The sequence below is a fragment of the Mycobacterium appelbergii genome, assembly GCF_032883035.1.
In the GTDB taxonomy this organism is placed as follows: Bacteria; Actinomycetota; Actinomycetes; order Mycobacteriales; family Mycobacteriaceae; genus Mycobacterium; species Mycobacterium appelbergii.
The window spans coordinates 301,267-314,873 of the sequence record NZ_JAMQTH010000006.1 but is presented as its reverse complement, the minus strand read 5'-3'; the positions used below and the strand labels follow the sequence as shown (position 1 = coordinate 314,873).

The window sequence follows — 13,607 nt, the reverse complement described above, 5'->3', positions numbered from 1 at the left end:
TCAAGAGGCCAGTGACAACCCGGCGTAGATTTCGTCGAGAAGCGCGGGCAGCATCGCGTTCGCCGTCGTCTTGCCCTCCGGAGACAGCGTCAGGTTGGTCCAGATAGCCAGCGCCACCTCATTATCCGGGTCGTAGCCCATGAATGAGTTGAATCCGGGGAGCTCGCCGCCGTGGTAGTACATCGCGGCGTCGGGGCCGAAACGCTGATACGAGATCCCGTAGCCATATTGCTGTCCGTCGGCGTTGGCCGGGTCTTCGGGTTGCAGACTCGAGAGCCACGCGCGTTGCTGATCTGCGTTGAAGACTTTGCCGGACACGAGGTCTCGGATCCAGCTGGCCATGTTGTCGGCGGTCGAGATTGCGCCGCCGGCAGCGGTCGCATACGAGGAGTTCTGGTTCGTATAGTCGGTCGGCCGCAGGGTTCCGGCCCTGGCGGCGGCCTGCAGCGCGGCGGGGTACGTGTCATCGGCGAGCGCATAGACGCTTGCGCCGTACATATAGCCGTGCGAGTAGGGCGCCGGGATGGAGATGTCGTCGGCGGCGGGAAGCTCCGTGTCGGCCAGCCCCAGCGGACTGAACAGGCGGTCCTGCAGTTGTCGGTTCAGTGGCCTTCTGCCGGCGCTCTCGGCGACGAGGCCCAACAGTGCGTAGTTGGTGTTGCTGTAGTCGTAGGCGGTGCCTGGCGCAAACTCCGGTGGGTGCCGGAATGCGATGGCCAGCACCTCCTGCGGTGTCCACACCATGCCGGGATCGGCATCCATGGCGGACGAGAGTGCGGGGTCGGCCGTGTAGCCGTAAAGCCCGCTGCGCATCGTCAACAGCCCAGCGAGGGTGATGTTTTCACCGTTCGGCACGCCGGGCACGAACTTCGCAATCGGGTCACTCAATGCGAGCCGGCCATCCTGCTCCAACAGCATGATCAGTGCGGCCGTCATGGTCTTGGTGTTCGACGCGATGCGGAAATGCGTGGTCGGCGTCGGCGGCGTCCGCGCCCCCAGTTGCGTCGTACCGACCGCCGCGTCGAAGTCACCCTGCGGGGTGCGCAACACCACCATGGCACCGGGGACCATCAACTTTTTCGCCGCGGCCTCGACGACGGCCCGGAGTTCGGCCGGATCGATCGGTTTGAGCCCGGAACCCGTGGTCGGTGCTGACGAACACGCTGCGACGACCATGACGACACACGCACCGCACGCGGCACTCAGCAACGTCCGGAAGCGACTCATCGTCGACAGGCTACGCGCACCGCAAACGGCTTGTGGCGAAAGTGGATTCCTACCGCGCGCCCGGTGTCTGACTCAGATACTGGTCGCGGCAGGCCAGGCGTGCCAGTTTGCCGCTGGTGGTCCGCGGGATACCACCGGCGGGCATGAAACGGACCTCGGTGACCGGTACGCCATGCCTGCGCGTCACCGCCTCGTGGATGGCTTCGATGGCCGGCTGCGGATCGGCACGCGATGTTCCGGAGGCCCGTTCGGCGATGATCACCACGTGTTCCCGGCCCGGATCCCCTGCAGAGGCGGTGAACGCGGTGACGTAGCCGCGCCGTACCAGTGGCGAGGCGTCGGCAACGGTGGCCTCGATGTCCTGCGGATAGTGGTCACGGCCGTCGATGGTGATGAGGTCGGCGATGCGTCCGGTGACGTAGAGTTCGCCGTCGAAGTACAGCCCCAGGTCACCGGTGCGCAGCCATGCCCCGTCGAGGGAGGAACCCGCAGCGTGACTGTCGGTGGGCAGCGTGGACCGCAGCCGGGCGTCGAATGTTCTGCTCGTCTCCTCCGGCATTCCCCAATATCCCCGCCCGATATTGTTGCCTTGCAACCAGATCTCGCCGACCCGACCGTCGGCGACCTCTTGACCGGTATCAGGATCGACAATCACCGCCCACTGGCTGTACGCCACCTGGCCGCACGCGACCTGGGCCACCGCGCCCGGTGCATCGGCGGCGACCGGCACGGCATGACCGTCGGCCAACTCTTCGCGGTCGAGGTAGAGCACGGTCGCCTCGGCGTCGGGTGCGATCGTCGAGACGAACAGGGTGGCCTCAGCGATGCCGTACGAGGGTTTCAGCGCCGTTCGCGGTAATCCATATGGCGCGAATGCCTTGTTGAACGTCCTGATCGCGTCGATGCTGACCGGTTCGGAGCCGATGATCATCACGACGTTGCTCAGATCGATGTGGGCGTCCGGACCCGGAATGCCCCGTTGGGCGGTCCACTCGTAGGCGAAGTTGGGCGCAGCCGTCACCACCCGGCCTTCCTTCGATGCCGCCGAGAGCGCCTGGATCCAGCGTTGTGGCCTGCGAATGAACGCAGTGGGCGACATCAGGGTGGAATGTCCACCATAGACCGCCGGGAAGCCGATCATCGAGAGGCCCATGTCGTGGTACAGCGGTAACCAGCTGAGGCCGTGGGTGTTTCGGTCCAGCAGATCGATCGACAGGATCATCTGCAACAGGTTTGTGCCAACCGCGCGGTGGCTGAGTGCCACACCGACCGGAGGCCGCGTCGAGCCGGAGGTGTATTGCAGGTGCGAGATGTCGTTCACGTCGACCTCGACGGGCACGAACATCTCACCGGCCGGGTCCGGCACCTCGTCCATCACGACGATCTGTGGCATCCGCACGTCGGGAAGCGTGTTGAGGAAGTCTCCGACGGCGTCCACCGCGGCGGCCGTCGTCAACACGACGGCCGGTTCGGCATCTCGGAGCGCTGTGTCGAGTCGTTCGGCCTGGCCGGGCAGTTCAGGGGTGAACAGCGGCACCGCGATGGTGCCCGCCTTGATCGCCGCGAAGAATCCGACGATGTACTCAAGGCCTTGCGGGGCGACGATCGCTACCCGGTCACCGAAAGAGGCGACACTCTGCACGCGGGCCGCGACTGCGCGTAGCCGAACACCGAGCCGGGCCCAGGTGAGTTCGGTGACCTCGCCGTCAGCGGTGCTGGTGTAGTCCAGATAGCGATAGGCCACAGTGTCGGGGACGCCGGCGATATTGCGGTCGATGAGAGATACGAGGGTGGCACCGGGCGGCAACGTGATGCCACCCTCGGCATCCAGACATTCCTCGATCTGGATCAAGCCGCTTCGACCCGGTTCTTGTTGTGCAGGACCACGAGCCACTCCGCCATTCTATGCGTCGGCACGACCGGTCGGTCTGGTCCGTGAGGAGCGACACCATCATCCGACAACGATCGGCAACTCCGCGGCGAGGCGGCCCAGAACGGCCGCATCGGCCTCGGTGGGGGCACGGCGACCGGTCCCGACCAGCAGCGTGTCCTTGTCGGAGAACGATGCGGGAAATGACTTCCCGGCAATCTCCTGAAGCATCTCGCGCGACCGGGCAAGCCCGGCGGCCGGCGGATCCGCCGCACCCGGGAGGTATGCGATCAGGTCGAGGTGATGAAGCGTCCACTCCAGGACGTAAGCGGAGAGGTAATCGTCGGCGGTCAGCACCTCATTTCGGGTACTGACGTGCAGGAGCGGATCGACCAGCGCCGCCGCGCGCCCTGCGGCGGAGCCGACGTCGTCGAGGTGAAACTTGAGCAACCCCGGCTCCTCATAGGCGGCGGCCAGCCGGACGGTCAGCGCGTCGAGGGGGTCATCGCCGGTCGGCGGCGTCTCAGAGACCTCCCAATAGGTCACGGCGGTGCGGGTCGGTTTGGTAACGGCTGGTGTCACCAACGTGATCAGCACATCCTGAGCATCAATGATCAGGTGGCACACCAGGTCCCGGACCAGCCAGCCCGCGCAACCGGACGGCCGGGCGAAGTCCTCGTCAGTCAATTCGGCGACCGCGGTGCGCAACGCCGACCACGTGAGCGAGTAAAGATCCACGACGGCAAGGTAGCAGCCGCCGGCAGCCGCTGACTGTCATCGGCGAAGATGGGCGCGTGGCTCAATCACCGCTGACGATCCCTGCCCTACTGCACCGCAGCTCCCGGGAGTTCGGACGGACGACGTATCTGGTCACCCCGACCGATCGGCTGACCTACGAGCAGGCCGAGCGTGCCTCGGCCCGAGCGGCGCGCTGGTTGCTCTGCGCAGGAGTCGGCAAGGGCAGCCGGGTCGGTTTGTTCTTCCCCAATGGCCTGGAGTGGGTGACCTGGTGGCTCGCGGTGTCACGTATCGGTGCGGTCGCGGTGCCGCTGAGCACCATGTACAAGCCGGCCGAGATCGCAAAGGTACTGCGACTGGCCGATATCGGTCTGCTGGTCGCCCCCGACCGGATACTCGATTTCGACGTCGCCGAGCGGTTTGAAGCCGCACTGCCGGAGCTCACCGGCCAACCGACGACTCAGCTCGCGCTGCGCACCGCGCCGTACCTCCGACGCATCGCGCTCATCGGGAACACCCACCGAGCGTGGTCCACCCGCTGGGACGACGACACCGCAGCGGCGATTCCTGAGGAGATGCTGGCCGCGGTCGAGGCCGAGGTCTCCCCCGCCGACCTGGCGGTCATGGTGCACACCTCAGGTTCCACCGCCGATCCCAAGGGCGTGCTGCACACACACGGCACACTCGTCAGACAGACATCGACCTGGCCCGGCGCCATCCGCGCCATCACCGGTTCGGACACCTGCACCCGGATCCTGTGCGCGATGCCGTTCTTCTGGATCGGCGGGTTACTCGCCGTGACGGGTGCGCTCCATGAACCCGTCACTGTGCTCGTGATGCCGAAGCTGAACGCCGAGACGGCGCTGGATCTTGTTGAGCGCGAACGGGCCGGCGGAATCGTGGGATGGCCGGCCTTCACCCAGAGGTTGCGTGCGCATCCGTCATTCGCCGACCGTGATCTGAGCAGTGCCCCGATGTTGCGGGACGGTCCACTGGACATCGCGATGACCGATGTGCCCGATGGATTTCCCGTCCACCGCACCATGTCCGAAACCGCGGGAGGCTTCGCTTTCACGGACATCACCATTGTTGACGGTGAGGGTGAACCTGTGGCACCGGACGTTCCCGGCGAGCTGCTGATCCGCGGCATCGGCGTCATGTCGGGATACAACAAGCGGGAACGCCACGAGACCTTCGACGAAAGCGGTTGGTACCACACGGGAGATCGGGTATACCGCAAGGAGAACGACCCACGCCTCTTCTATGTCGGGCGTACCACCGACCTCATCAAAGTCGCGGGCGCCAATGTGTCACCACTTGAGGTCGAGGCGGTGATCGAGACCTTCGACACCGTGGCACAGTGTGTAGTTTTCGGCATCGACGATCCGCAGCGAGGCGAGGAAGTGTGTGCCGTTGTGGTGCCGACGACGGATGTCGACGTCGCATCTGTTGCGGAGCGCACGCGCGGACAAATGTCGGGCTACAAGGTGCCCACGCGGTGGGTGATCACCACGAGCGACCGCATACCGACGTTGCCGAGCGGCAAGCTGGACCGGAATGCCTTGCGGGCGATGGTCGCTGACGGCTCACTGGAACGTAGCTGACCCGCGGTTCCTATCGGTTCTGCAGTACCGCGGCCAACTGGTCGGCGGTGCGTATCCACCCATTGTGGAAGTTGTCGAATTCGTATGGCGGCAACAGAGAATGCTCGATCGACATGAGCGTCTCCTCGTCACCGGCGGGCTCAAAGGCGACATTGACGACGCTGACCAACGTCGGGTCCGTCCAGTTCGAATTGCTCCAGGTGAAGCGCAGCAGCCGTGGACGCTCGATGGCCAGGAACTGTCCGGTGATCAGCACGCTGGTGCCCGAATGGTCGACATCGAACCGCACCACTCCTCCGACATGCGGTTCAACGGTGATCGCCACACAGCGATCCGGGCGTGGACACATCCAGTCCGCCAAGGACTCCGGATCGAGCCATTGGTCGAAAACGATATCCGGCGTGGCGGGCATGATGCGTTGTACCTGCACAGTCGGCGCCTCGGTCACTTGGCACGCCCCTTTCGGCGCAGCTTTTCCGACAATGCATCCGCGCGGGCCGACCAGAAGTCGGTCTGCTCGGTCATCCACCGCTGGGCCATCGTCAGTCCTTCGGGCCGCAGGGACAGCCAGTGCTCGCGGCCACGCACCTCGCGCTCGACGAGTCCGGCCGATTCCAGCACGCCGACGTGGCGGGACACGCCCGCGAACGTCATCGGCAAGGGCGCGGCCAGATCGGTGATGCGGGCCGCACCCTGACGTAGCTTCTCCAACAACAGACGCCGGGTCGGGTCGGCCAGCGCGGCATACGCCCGATCCAACACCTGATCTTCAACCACATTGTTGACTATAGCCGGTCACCGTGGTGTGCTGGGCAGAGAAACATTCAACTCAATTGTTTAACGTTTCGCCCTTGTCAGCCCCCCGGAAGGACACGACATGAAAACGCCTCCGATTGTGTCGGCACAAGAATGGGAGAACGCGCACCAGCAGATGCTGGTCAAAGAGAAGGAATTGACCAGGGCCTCGGACGCGCTGGCCGCACAGCGTCGACGGATGCCCTGGTTTGCGGTGGAGAAGGCCTATCAGTTCGAGGGACCCGACGGAAAAGCGACCCTGCTCGATCTGTTCGCGGACCGACGTCAGCTCATCGTCTACCGCGCGTTCGTCGAACCGGGCGTTCACGGCTGGCCCGAGCACGGCTGCGTCGGGTGCTCCCTGATGGCCGATCACATCGGAAACCTGGCACACCTGAATGCCCGCGACACCACACTGGTCTACGCCTCACGGGCGGCGCAACCCGAACTCGAACGGATCAAGGCGCGGATGGGCTGGAATATCCCTTGGTACACCATCATTCCCACACCGGGCAGCGAGTTCGATGTCGACTTCGGTGTCGACCAATGGCACGGCACCAACGCATTCATCCGGGACGACGACCGCGTCTTCCGCACCTACTTCATCAACGACCGCGGCGACGAGACGTTCGTGAACACCTGGCGCTTTCTCGACATGACCGCGCTGGGACGTCAAGAAACCTGGGAAGATTCACCGGAGGGCTATCCGCAGAGCAAACCGTACGAATGGTGGAGCTGGCACGACACCTACCGCGAGACCGAGCCGTCGCGGTGGTTCGGCGACCCGGACCCGGACGATCCCAACGATCCTCGGCCACCGCGCCAACCCGAAGGGTGTGATTCCTGTGCCGACCGGTGATCCCGAGTTGCTGGCCCGGCTCTACCAGGAGACCCGCGACCGGATCGTCACCATGCTGACGGGACCCGAGGACCCAGCCTGGCAGGCAGTCGTGGCGGCCTGGGCCGACGCGACGGCCGGGCTCGTCGACCTCGCTCACACGGCGGGATTGAACGCACCGCTCGGCGATATCATCAGCCACGAGCACGATATCCGCGGCGCCATCGGTCGACCGGGTGCCCGGGATTCCACGGCAGTGCACCGCTCATCTGATCAGTTGCTCGCCAACCTCGACACCCCGGTACCGCTGTTGGTCGCGGTGGAGGACGCCGAGTACCGCAGCGGGTCGACCGACCGCGCCGAACTTCGGCTCCGTACCACCCGATTCGAGGCGTTGCGCTGGCGCACCGGCCGGCGCAGCCGCGACCAACTCGCCACGATGGACTGGTCGGCTGACCCGACGCCGGTGCTCGAACATCTGTACCTGTTCGGTCCCGCCGAGGCTGACCTCGTCGAGTAGGTCCACTGCCCGTCAACGCATTTCGAAATGCTGGTAGTCGATCGGCGAGCGCCACGACCCGCCCCACCGCCAGCCGCGGTCGGTGAACACCCGCACTGCGGGATCATCGCGGTGCAGCAGGCCGGGGTCCCTCCGATTACGGTCCAGATAGGGTCCGGCATTGGCCGGCTGCAACCCGCCCCTGCTGTCGAGGTACGGATTGAGCAGTGGATTCACGTCGATGGCACGGCCGTACGCATGCAGCGACCAGTTTCGCGAACCGGGGATACCGCGGCAGTTGAACGCCGACGTGTTGTTGTCCTGCATGGACAATTCGTCCACGCCGCCCGCATAACGACTTGCCGGCACCATCTTCTCGATCGGATAGCGCAACCGGTAGAGCTCCTGGAATATCGTGATGACCTGCGGCACAAGATCTTTGTGCACGATGAGGTCACCGCGGTGTGTTCGGCCGTCGAAACCGAGGTGGTCGAGTTCAATCCGCCGCAGCTGGTCCGGCCCGGCCGGGCAGCCCGGCCGCCAGGTCGGACCCAGCTCGGCGACCGTGACGGGATGCACGGCCGCCGGAGCGGGCGACGTCGACGGGCTGGTCGTGACGGTGGGTGCGGGCGACGCAGGTTCTGACGACGAAGGCGTACCGACCGGTGGTGTGGACGGTGCACATTGAACACACAGCAGGCCACCCGCGAGGATCATCGCGGCGACGATCCAGCGCCGGGCAGACATCCAACGGTGTCCCGAAGTCATCGCCTCTGGATATCCGCCCGAACGAAAACTCAATCAGCCGCGAGGAGATCGTCGATCTGGTTGATGGCGGACGAGGCACCCTCGACGACTCCCATGTCGAGCACCTTTTGCAAGGCCTCGGCACTCTCGTACCTACTCACGTAGACGGCGCGAGTGCCGGTGTCAGTGGCTTCGAAGCGGTAGGAATTCTCGGATACCGGCATATCGGGCACCGGATTGAAATCGTTGTCGGCAAAGCCATCCCGGAACGAGAAGCTCTCCGGTTCGTTCACCGCGGTGACCTCCCACCAGCCGGCGAACTTCTCCCCTTCGGGACTGGTCATGAAGTAGGTGACGCGGCCACCGGGAGTCAACGAGTGGTCGACCACGGTGGCCGGGTAGGTCGGCGGGCCCCAGACCTTCTCAAGTTGGCGCGGGTCGGCGTATACCGCCCACACCCGCTCGACAGGTGCGGCAAACTCGGCAGTGATGGTCAGGGTCAGGTTCTCGGCGTCTTGCGTAACGTCGGTGACAGGCATGTCAATGTCCTTTCTGGGCAGTCTCTTCAGGTTCTCGGGAGTTGCCGGGTGCCTTACGGGAAGGAGGGGTGTCCGCTGCGAACAACTCGTCCATCCGTGCGATGCGACCGCGCCAGACGGCCTCGATCTCACCCAGCATTGCGGCCACGGAACGCACCGCTTCCACGTCACCACTGGCCATCGCCTCACGCCCGATTCGACGTTTGGTGATCAATCCGGCCTTCTCCAGCACGGCGACGTGTTTCTGCACGGCGGCAAAGCTCATGTCGTACTTGGCCGCCAGCGTCGAGACCGAATGCTCACCGGCCAACACTCGCCGCAGGATGTCGCGCCGGGTGCGGTCAGCGAGCGCGTGAAACAGGGAATCGGCCCGCTCCTCGTCTTGCTCGGTCACGCCATAAACATACAACCAATCGGTTGTACATTGCAAGGCCGGATGTTCAACCGGTTCCGATCCGACTGAAGCCCGGGCCTGCCGCAGGCGGTCAACGCTTTCGGTCGCGCACCTTGTACGTCGAGGGCCACGATTGCCGACTCTCATCACCGAGCAGCGGGGTCCCTGCTCCTCCGACGCGGACGTCGTATGCCTCCTGACCTGCGCCGACCTCACGATTGGCGTGTTCCTGGGCCAGGTAGTACAACTCGTCGATCGCAGCTTCGCTGTAGGCGACGAACGTGGTCTTGCGGACCATATCGTTCATGCCCGCGGTCATCCGGTCGGGCAGGATGCGTGAGGCCAGCGCCGCCAGGCCCAACAGGGTGAACGGCACCACCCAGTAGCAGATGAACGACAGCGGCGTCCTGGTGTCCAGAATGGTCGCGTCGCCCTGCACGATCGGCGGGATCAACGACGAGATCGTCATCCCGGCGAAGGCGGCCACCCAGATCCAGGTCAGGATCGACACGATCCGCTTGAACAGGTCGCTCTCCACGACACCCGGGGGCTGGCCCGCTTCCGCGAACTCCTTCACGAACGGCTTTCCGATGAGCATGCCGACGAACGCGACCAGGAAGATCCCGGCATTGCTCAGCGGCTGCATCCACCGCTCCATGAAGCTCTGGCTGAGTGTCAACGTAAGGACCGTCAGCACAATGAATGTTGCGAGTGCGCCGATCTCCAGTGTGCGCCCGGAACCACCCGAGAGCCTGCTGATGACGAACGTGGCGATGGCAGCGGCCAGTGCGACGAGGACGGCCGTCAGGAACGGGACGTTCCCGACCAGAACCCAGTAGATGATCCACGGCGCGAAGCCGAAAAGAATGCCCACGACGGCACAGTCTAGGGGCTTACCGTTGCATATACGGCAAAGCGTCTCAGTCGGCGGTGCCGTTCTCGTGGTGCGGCCCGCCGCCGCTGCGCCATCCGGCGATCCTGCGCCCCATGCTGTCGACCACGCTTGTCGCGGCCTGCCCGATCCCGTCCACCACACCACCGAGGCCGTCGCGGATTCCCCGGATCAGCGGGTCGTTCGACTGGTCGAACCCGTCCTTGTAGTGCCGTGCGGCCGCACCGAAGTCTTCGCTCCAACCGGCCTTGTCGTCGTCGGACCGCAGCGGGTAGTCACCGGTCATGATCGCGCCATATCCCCCGGTGTCGACCCATTTGGTGAGTTCGGCCGCGCGGAGCACCGAGAACGGGTGCGTCTGCAGTTCGAGGTTGAGCAGCTTGAGCAGCCCGTCGCGCATGTCCCCGGTCCGGTCATACTCCTGCGCCTGGGCCAGAAAAGCCTGTGAGTCGAGCTTGTCCAACCGACTGCCGCCCGCCAGCTTCAACTCAACCCGGATCGCCGCGTCGATATCCTGCCCGCACAGCAATCCGGCCCGATCGCCCGAAAGTTCGGATTTGCGCTGCCATTCCAGCAAGGCGGCGACGATGGCCCGCAGCGCCCAGCCGCCAAGCGGGATGAAACCGAACGACGATGCCAACCGGATCAGATGCATCAGCATGGTGCGGTACACCGCATGACCGCTCAGCGCGTGGCCGAGTTCGTGCCCGACCACGAAACGCATTTCGTCGTGCGACATCAGGTCGTACATGCCCGAGGTGATGACGATGAACGGCTCGTCCATCCCGATGGTGTACGCGTTGACGGTCGGCGATTGAATCACGAACATCTCCGGGCGGACCTGTGCGTCGAGTACCTGCACGCAGTCGTCGAGCAGCGCCTCCAGGTCAGCGAACTGGCGCGGTCCCACGCGCGCCGAGCTCGCCAGATACAGCAGCCGGTGCTGGCGTTCGCGCAGCATTCCCGACAGCAGCTTGAGGATCTGGTCGAAGCCCTTGAGGCGACGCAACGCGGTCAGCGCCGTGCGGTCCGCGGGGTGCTCCCAGGCGCGTGAACTGATGTCGGGAAGAACGGTCCGTGCGGTCGCGGGTTGCTGGTTCATCGTGGGCGCCCTTCGTCGTCTGCAGCTCAACACTACGGACGGCGAGGGCGCCACGGCACCGCCAAATCAGGCCGGTGGCACCGAACTCAGGCGATGATCCGGACCAGGTATGGGGTCATCCCTTCGGTGCGCACCGGCGTCACCGCGACTACGGGATCAGTGCCCTGCACCATCTGGCCGTTGCCCACGAACAACGCGACACTCTGTGTGCCCTCGGGGCCGTAGAAGATCAGGTCGCCGGGCAGCGCCTGGGACGGCAGCACCTTCTGGCCGACCTTGTACTGCTCTCCCGAGGACCGCGGCATCTTGACGCCGGCTCCGGCGAACGCGTATACGATGAGGCCCGAGGCATCGAACCCGACGACGTTGGCCGACTGGTCGACGGCGACGCCCGGGGTGAGCCCGGGAACCGCGGCCGCGGGAGCCATGCCGGAAGTGACACCGGCTGTCAGCCCGGGGGCACTGGCACCCGGAGTCAAACCTGTGGCCGGGATTTCCCTCGCGATTCCGCGGGTGGGGCCGTTGGAGTCCCCGCCACCGTAGGTGAAGGGCACCCCGCGTTGCGAAAGCGCCCGGGAAATCACCAGATCCACGTACTGCTGATTGCCGGCAGGACGATCGACCGGGGCAGCGGCGGCAAGTCCGGGAGTTGCCACAAGAAGCGCCAGGCTGATCACAAGGGCATACGTGCGTCTCATCCGAACTTCAACTTTCTTCGACCAGGATACGGAGTGCGACGCCGACCGCTGGCCGAAGACAGTCGCGTCAACTATTTGTACCGTCGAGTTCAGGATTTGCCCAATTTCTATGCGAGGCAAGGCCGATCAGATGCACTAACGTGACCGAACGGTGACTGGAGACGCCGGATCCGCTGCTGTACGCCACTATACGGTGACGCGCGTCTCACCGTCAGGGTGCGTATCGACGGCGATGAGCACGGACCCCGGACCGGTCCGGAAGTTTGCACAGCCAGCGCCTGTGGTGGGTGTGCAGCGTCGGCAGATATCCGGCTCGGGTTCCGCATTTCCATTCAGCATCGACTGCGCCGCAAGCAGTTACGCAACCGCCTGGGCCGCCTGACAGGATGGATGCCATGCAGCATCAGATAACTCAGGATTCCTGGTCAGCCCGGCTCTGGCATGAGATCGAGCCCACCTATGCGGCGATCATCGCTCACCCGTTTCTGGACGGCCTGACCGACGGCACACTGGACGAGAAGGTGTTCGCTCAGTACGTCGCTCAGGACGTGCACTACCTGCGGGACTATGCCCGTGCGCTGGCCATCGTGGCAGCCAAGGCACCCAGCCTGGCCGATACCGCGATGTTCGCCCGCCACGCCGCCGAGGTGTTCGATGTCGAATTGGGGCTACACAGCGAGCTGCTGCCCGAACTGGGTCTGGATCCGGTGACGCTGAACGCCGCGCCCGTGGCGCCGACGACGCGCGCCTACACCAGCTATCTGCTTGCCACCGCCTACAGCGGCAGCTTCGCCGATGGGTTGGCGGCGGTCCTACCGTGTTACTGGATCTATGCCCGCGTCGGGACCGCGCTGATGGAAAAGGGCTCTACCGACCGGCGGTACCAACGCTGGATCGACAGCTACGGCGGAGAGGCGTTCGCCAAGACCGTCGCCGAGGTGCTGGCCCTGACCGACCGGGTGGGAGCGACCCTGGCCGACTCCGAGGAGCAGGTTGCGCGGGCGCATTTCGCGCTCACCTCGCGCTATGAGTGGATGTTCTTCGACGCTGCCTACCGGCGCGAGGAGTGGCCCGTCTAGAGCGGGCTCAGGCGCTCGGCCGCCCAGATCGGGCGGCCGAGCGGACCGGACGACTACTTCAGCGCTGCCAGCGCGGCGTCGTAATTGGGCTCGGTGGCGATCTCGGGCACCAGTTCGGTGTACGCGACCTTGCCGTCGGCACCGATCACGATGACCGCACGTCCCAGCAGGCCGGCCATCGGGCCGTCGGTGATCGTGATGCCGTAGTCCTCACCGAAGCTGTCGCGGAAAGCCGACGCCGTAGTCACGTTCTCGATGCCCTCAGCGCCACAGAACCGGTTCTGTGCAAACGGCAGGTCCTTCGACACACACAGCACGGCCGCACCACTCGCGGCCGCGCGCTCGTTGAACGTCCGCACGCTCGTCGCGCACACGGGGGTGTCGACGGACGGGAAGATGTTCAGCAACACGGCCTTGTCGCGGAACTGATCGCTGTTCACCACGCCGAGATCGGTGCCGGTCAGGCTGAAGCTGGGCGCCGGTGCCCCGACCGCGGGCAGTTCGCCGACTGTGTTGATGGGATTTCCACGCAAGGTTATCTGTGCCATGCGCTCAGTCTGTCAAAACCGGGCGCCGGATGGGCAG

16 protein-coding genes are annotated in these 13,607 nt (G+C 65.1%); 4 read left to right on the top strand and 12 right to left on the bottom strand.

From position 1 onward, the window contains the following. Genes M1247_RS15970 through M1247_RS15960 form a run of 3 tightly spaced genes read right to left on the bottom strand, consistent with a single transcriptional unit; the run spans position 1 to position 3,835 of the window. A complete protein-coding gene (locus M1247_RS15970; RefSeq protein WP_410506877.1) occupies positions 1-1,227 on the bottom strand; it encodes a serine hydrolase domain-containing protein in 1,227 nt (408 codons plus the stop codon). Positions 1,228-1,276: 49 nt separating this feature from the next. Further along, positions 1,277-3,121, bottom strand: coding sequence for a fatty acyl-AMP ligase (locus M1247_RS15965; protein WP_317157319.1), 1,845 nt, complete (start codon positions 3,119-3,121; stop codon positions 1,277-1,279). 57 nt (positions 3,122-3,178) lie between these two features. Continuing rightward, positions 3,179-3,835 carry a maleylpyruvate isomerase N-terminal domain-containing protein gene (locus M1247_RS15960; RefSeq protein WP_317157318.1) on the bottom strand — a complete coding sequence of 219 codons (657 nt, stop codon included), beginning with the start codon at positions 3,833-3,835 and terminating at the stop codon, positions 3,179-3,181. A 56-nt stretch (positions 3,836-3,891) separates the two neighbouring features. On the opposite strand from M1247_RS15960, the gene M1247_RS15955 reads away from it, so the two are divergent. Then, complete coding sequence (locus M1247_RS15955; protein ID WP_317157317.1) at positions 3,892-5,439, top strand: class I adenylate-forming enzyme family protein; 1,548 nt, start codon at positions 3,892-3,894, stop codon at positions 5,437-5,439. 10 nt (positions 5,440-5,449) lie between these two features. On the opposite strand, the gene M1247_RS15950 is transcribed toward M1247_RS15955, so the two are convergent. After that, positions 5,450-5,887 carry an SRPBCC family protein gene (locus M1247_RS15950; protein WP_317157316.1) on the bottom strand — a complete coding sequence of 146 codons (438 nt, stop codon included), beginning with the start codon at positions 5,885-5,887 and terminating at the stop codon, positions 5,450-5,452. Next, a complete protein-coding gene (locus M1247_RS15945) occupies positions 5,884-6,216 on the bottom strand; it encodes an ArsR/SmtB family transcription factor (RefSeq protein WP_317157315.1) in 333 nt (110 codons plus the stop codon). The genes M1247_RS15950 and M1247_RS15945 overlap by 4 nt, the downstream gene beginning before the upstream one ends. 100 nt (positions 6,217-6,316) lie before the next feature. Between M1247_RS15945 and M1247_RS15940 the strand changes: the two genes are divergently transcribed. Both M1247_RS15940 and M1247_RS15935 read left to right on the top strand, forming a co-directional pair. Continuing rightward, positions 6,317-7,093 (top strand): DUF899 domain-containing protein, encoded by a 777-nt coding sequence (locus M1247_RS15940; RefSeq protein WP_317157314.1) that lies wholly within the window; start codon positions 6,317-6,319, stop codon positions 7,091-7,093. Next, positions 7,080-7,592 carry a hypothetical protein gene (locus M1247_RS15935; protein WP_317157313.1) on the top strand — a complete coding sequence of 171 codons (513 nt, stop codon included), beginning with the start codon at positions 7,080-7,082 and terminating at the stop codon, positions 7,590-7,592. Before M1247_RS15940 ends, M1247_RS15935 begins: the two co-directional genes overlap by 14 nt. A gap of 12 nt (positions 7,593-7,604) precedes the next feature. Here the strand turns inward: M1247_RS15935 and M1247_RS15930 are convergent, their stop codons facing one another. From M1247_RS15930 to ripD, 6 genes are all read right to left on the bottom strand, one after another. Then, positions 7,605-8,339 carry a M15 family metallopeptidase gene (locus M1247_RS15930; protein WP_317157312.1) on the bottom strand — a complete coding sequence of 245 codons (735 nt, stop codon included), beginning with the start codon at positions 8,337-8,339 and terminating at the stop codon, positions 7,605-7,607. Between the two features lie 29 nt (positions 8,340-8,368). Continuing rightward, positions 8,369-8,857, bottom strand: a complete 489-nt coding sequence (locus tag M1247_RS15925) for an SRPBCC family protein (protein ID WP_317157311.1) — start codon at positions 8,855-8,857, stop codon at positions 8,369-8,371. 1 nt (position 8,858) lies between these two features. Next, complete coding sequence (locus M1247_RS15920) at positions 8,859-9,251, bottom strand: ArsR/SmtB family transcription factor (protein ID WP_317157310.1); 393 nt, start codon at positions 9,249-9,251, stop codon at positions 8,859-8,861. A 91-nt stretch (positions 9,252-9,342) separates the two neighbouring features. After that, a complete protein-coding gene (locus M1247_RS15915; RefSeq protein ID WP_317157309.1) occupies positions 9,343-10,125 on the bottom strand; it encodes a hypothetical protein in 783 nt (260 codons plus the stop codon). A 46-nt stretch (positions 10,126-10,171) separates the two neighbouring features. Beyond that, positions 10,172-11,245, bottom strand: a complete 1,074-nt coding sequence (locus M1247_RS15910; protein ID WP_317157308.1) for a M48 family metallopeptidase — start codon at positions 11,243-11,245, stop codon at positions 10,172-10,174. Positions 11,246-11,331: 86 nt separating this feature from the next. Continuing rightward, the gene (gene ripD / locus M1247_RS15905) at positions 11,332-11,943 is read right to left on the bottom strand and encodes an NlpC/P60 family peptidoglycan-binding protein RipD (protein WP_317157307.1); all 612 of its coding nucleotides are present in this window, start codon (positions 11,941-11,943) and stop codon (positions 11,332-11,334) included. A 395-nt stretch (positions 11,944-12,338) separates the two neighbouring features. Here ripD and tenA point away from each other — a divergent pair, with 395 nt between their 5' ends. Beyond that, on the top strand, positions 12,339-13,022 hold the full coding sequence (tenA, locus tag M1247_RS15900) for a thiaminase II (protein ID WP_317157306.1): 684 nt from the start codon (positions 12,339-12,341) through the stop codon (positions 13,020-13,022). Positions 13,023-13,075: 53 nt separating this feature from the next. Here the strand turns inward: tenA and tpx are convergent, their stop codons facing one another. Beyond that, the gene (gene tpx, locus M1247_RS15895; RefSeq protein ID WP_317157305.1) at positions 13,076-13,570 is read right to left on the bottom strand and encodes a thiol peroxidase; all 495 of its coding nucleotides are present in this window, start codon (positions 13,568-13,570) and stop codon (positions 13,076-13,078) included. Between the last annotated feature and the right edge of the window lie 37 nt (positions 13,571-13,607).

Bases quoted from the DNA above. Each gene is read 5' to 3' on its own strand.
- M1247_RS15940 (WP_317157314.1), top strand. From the start codon at position 6,317: ATGAAAACGCCTCCGATTGTGTCGGCACAAGAATGGGAGAACGCGCAC.
- ripD (WP_317157307.1), bottom strand. From the start codon at position 11,943: ATGAGACGCACGTATGCCCTTGTGATCAGCCTGGCGCTTCTTGTGGCA.
- M1247_RS15925 (WP_317157311.1), bottom strand. From the start codon at position 8,857: ATGCCTGTCACCGACGTTACGCAAGACGCCGAGAACCTGACCCTGACC.
- tenA (WP_317157306.1), top strand. From the start codon at position 12,339: ATGCAGCATCAGATAACTCAGGATTCCTGGTCAGCCCGGCTCTGGCAT.
- M1247_RS15970 (WP_410506877.1), bottom strand. From the start codon at position 1,227: ATGAGTCGCTTCCGGACGTTGCTGAGTGCCGCGTGCGGTGCGTGTGTC.
- tpx (WP_317157305.1), bottom strand. From the start codon at position 13,570: ATGGCACAGATAACCTTGCGTGGAAATCCCATCAACACAGTCGGCGAA.
- M1247_RS15930 (WP_317157312.1), bottom strand. From the start codon at position 8,339: ATGACTTCGGGACACCGTTGGATGTCTGCCCGGCGCTGGATCGTCGCC.
- M1247_RS15910 (WP_317157308.1), bottom strand. From the start codon at position 11,245: ATGAACCAGCAACCCGCGACCGCACGGACCGTTCTTCCCGACATCAGT.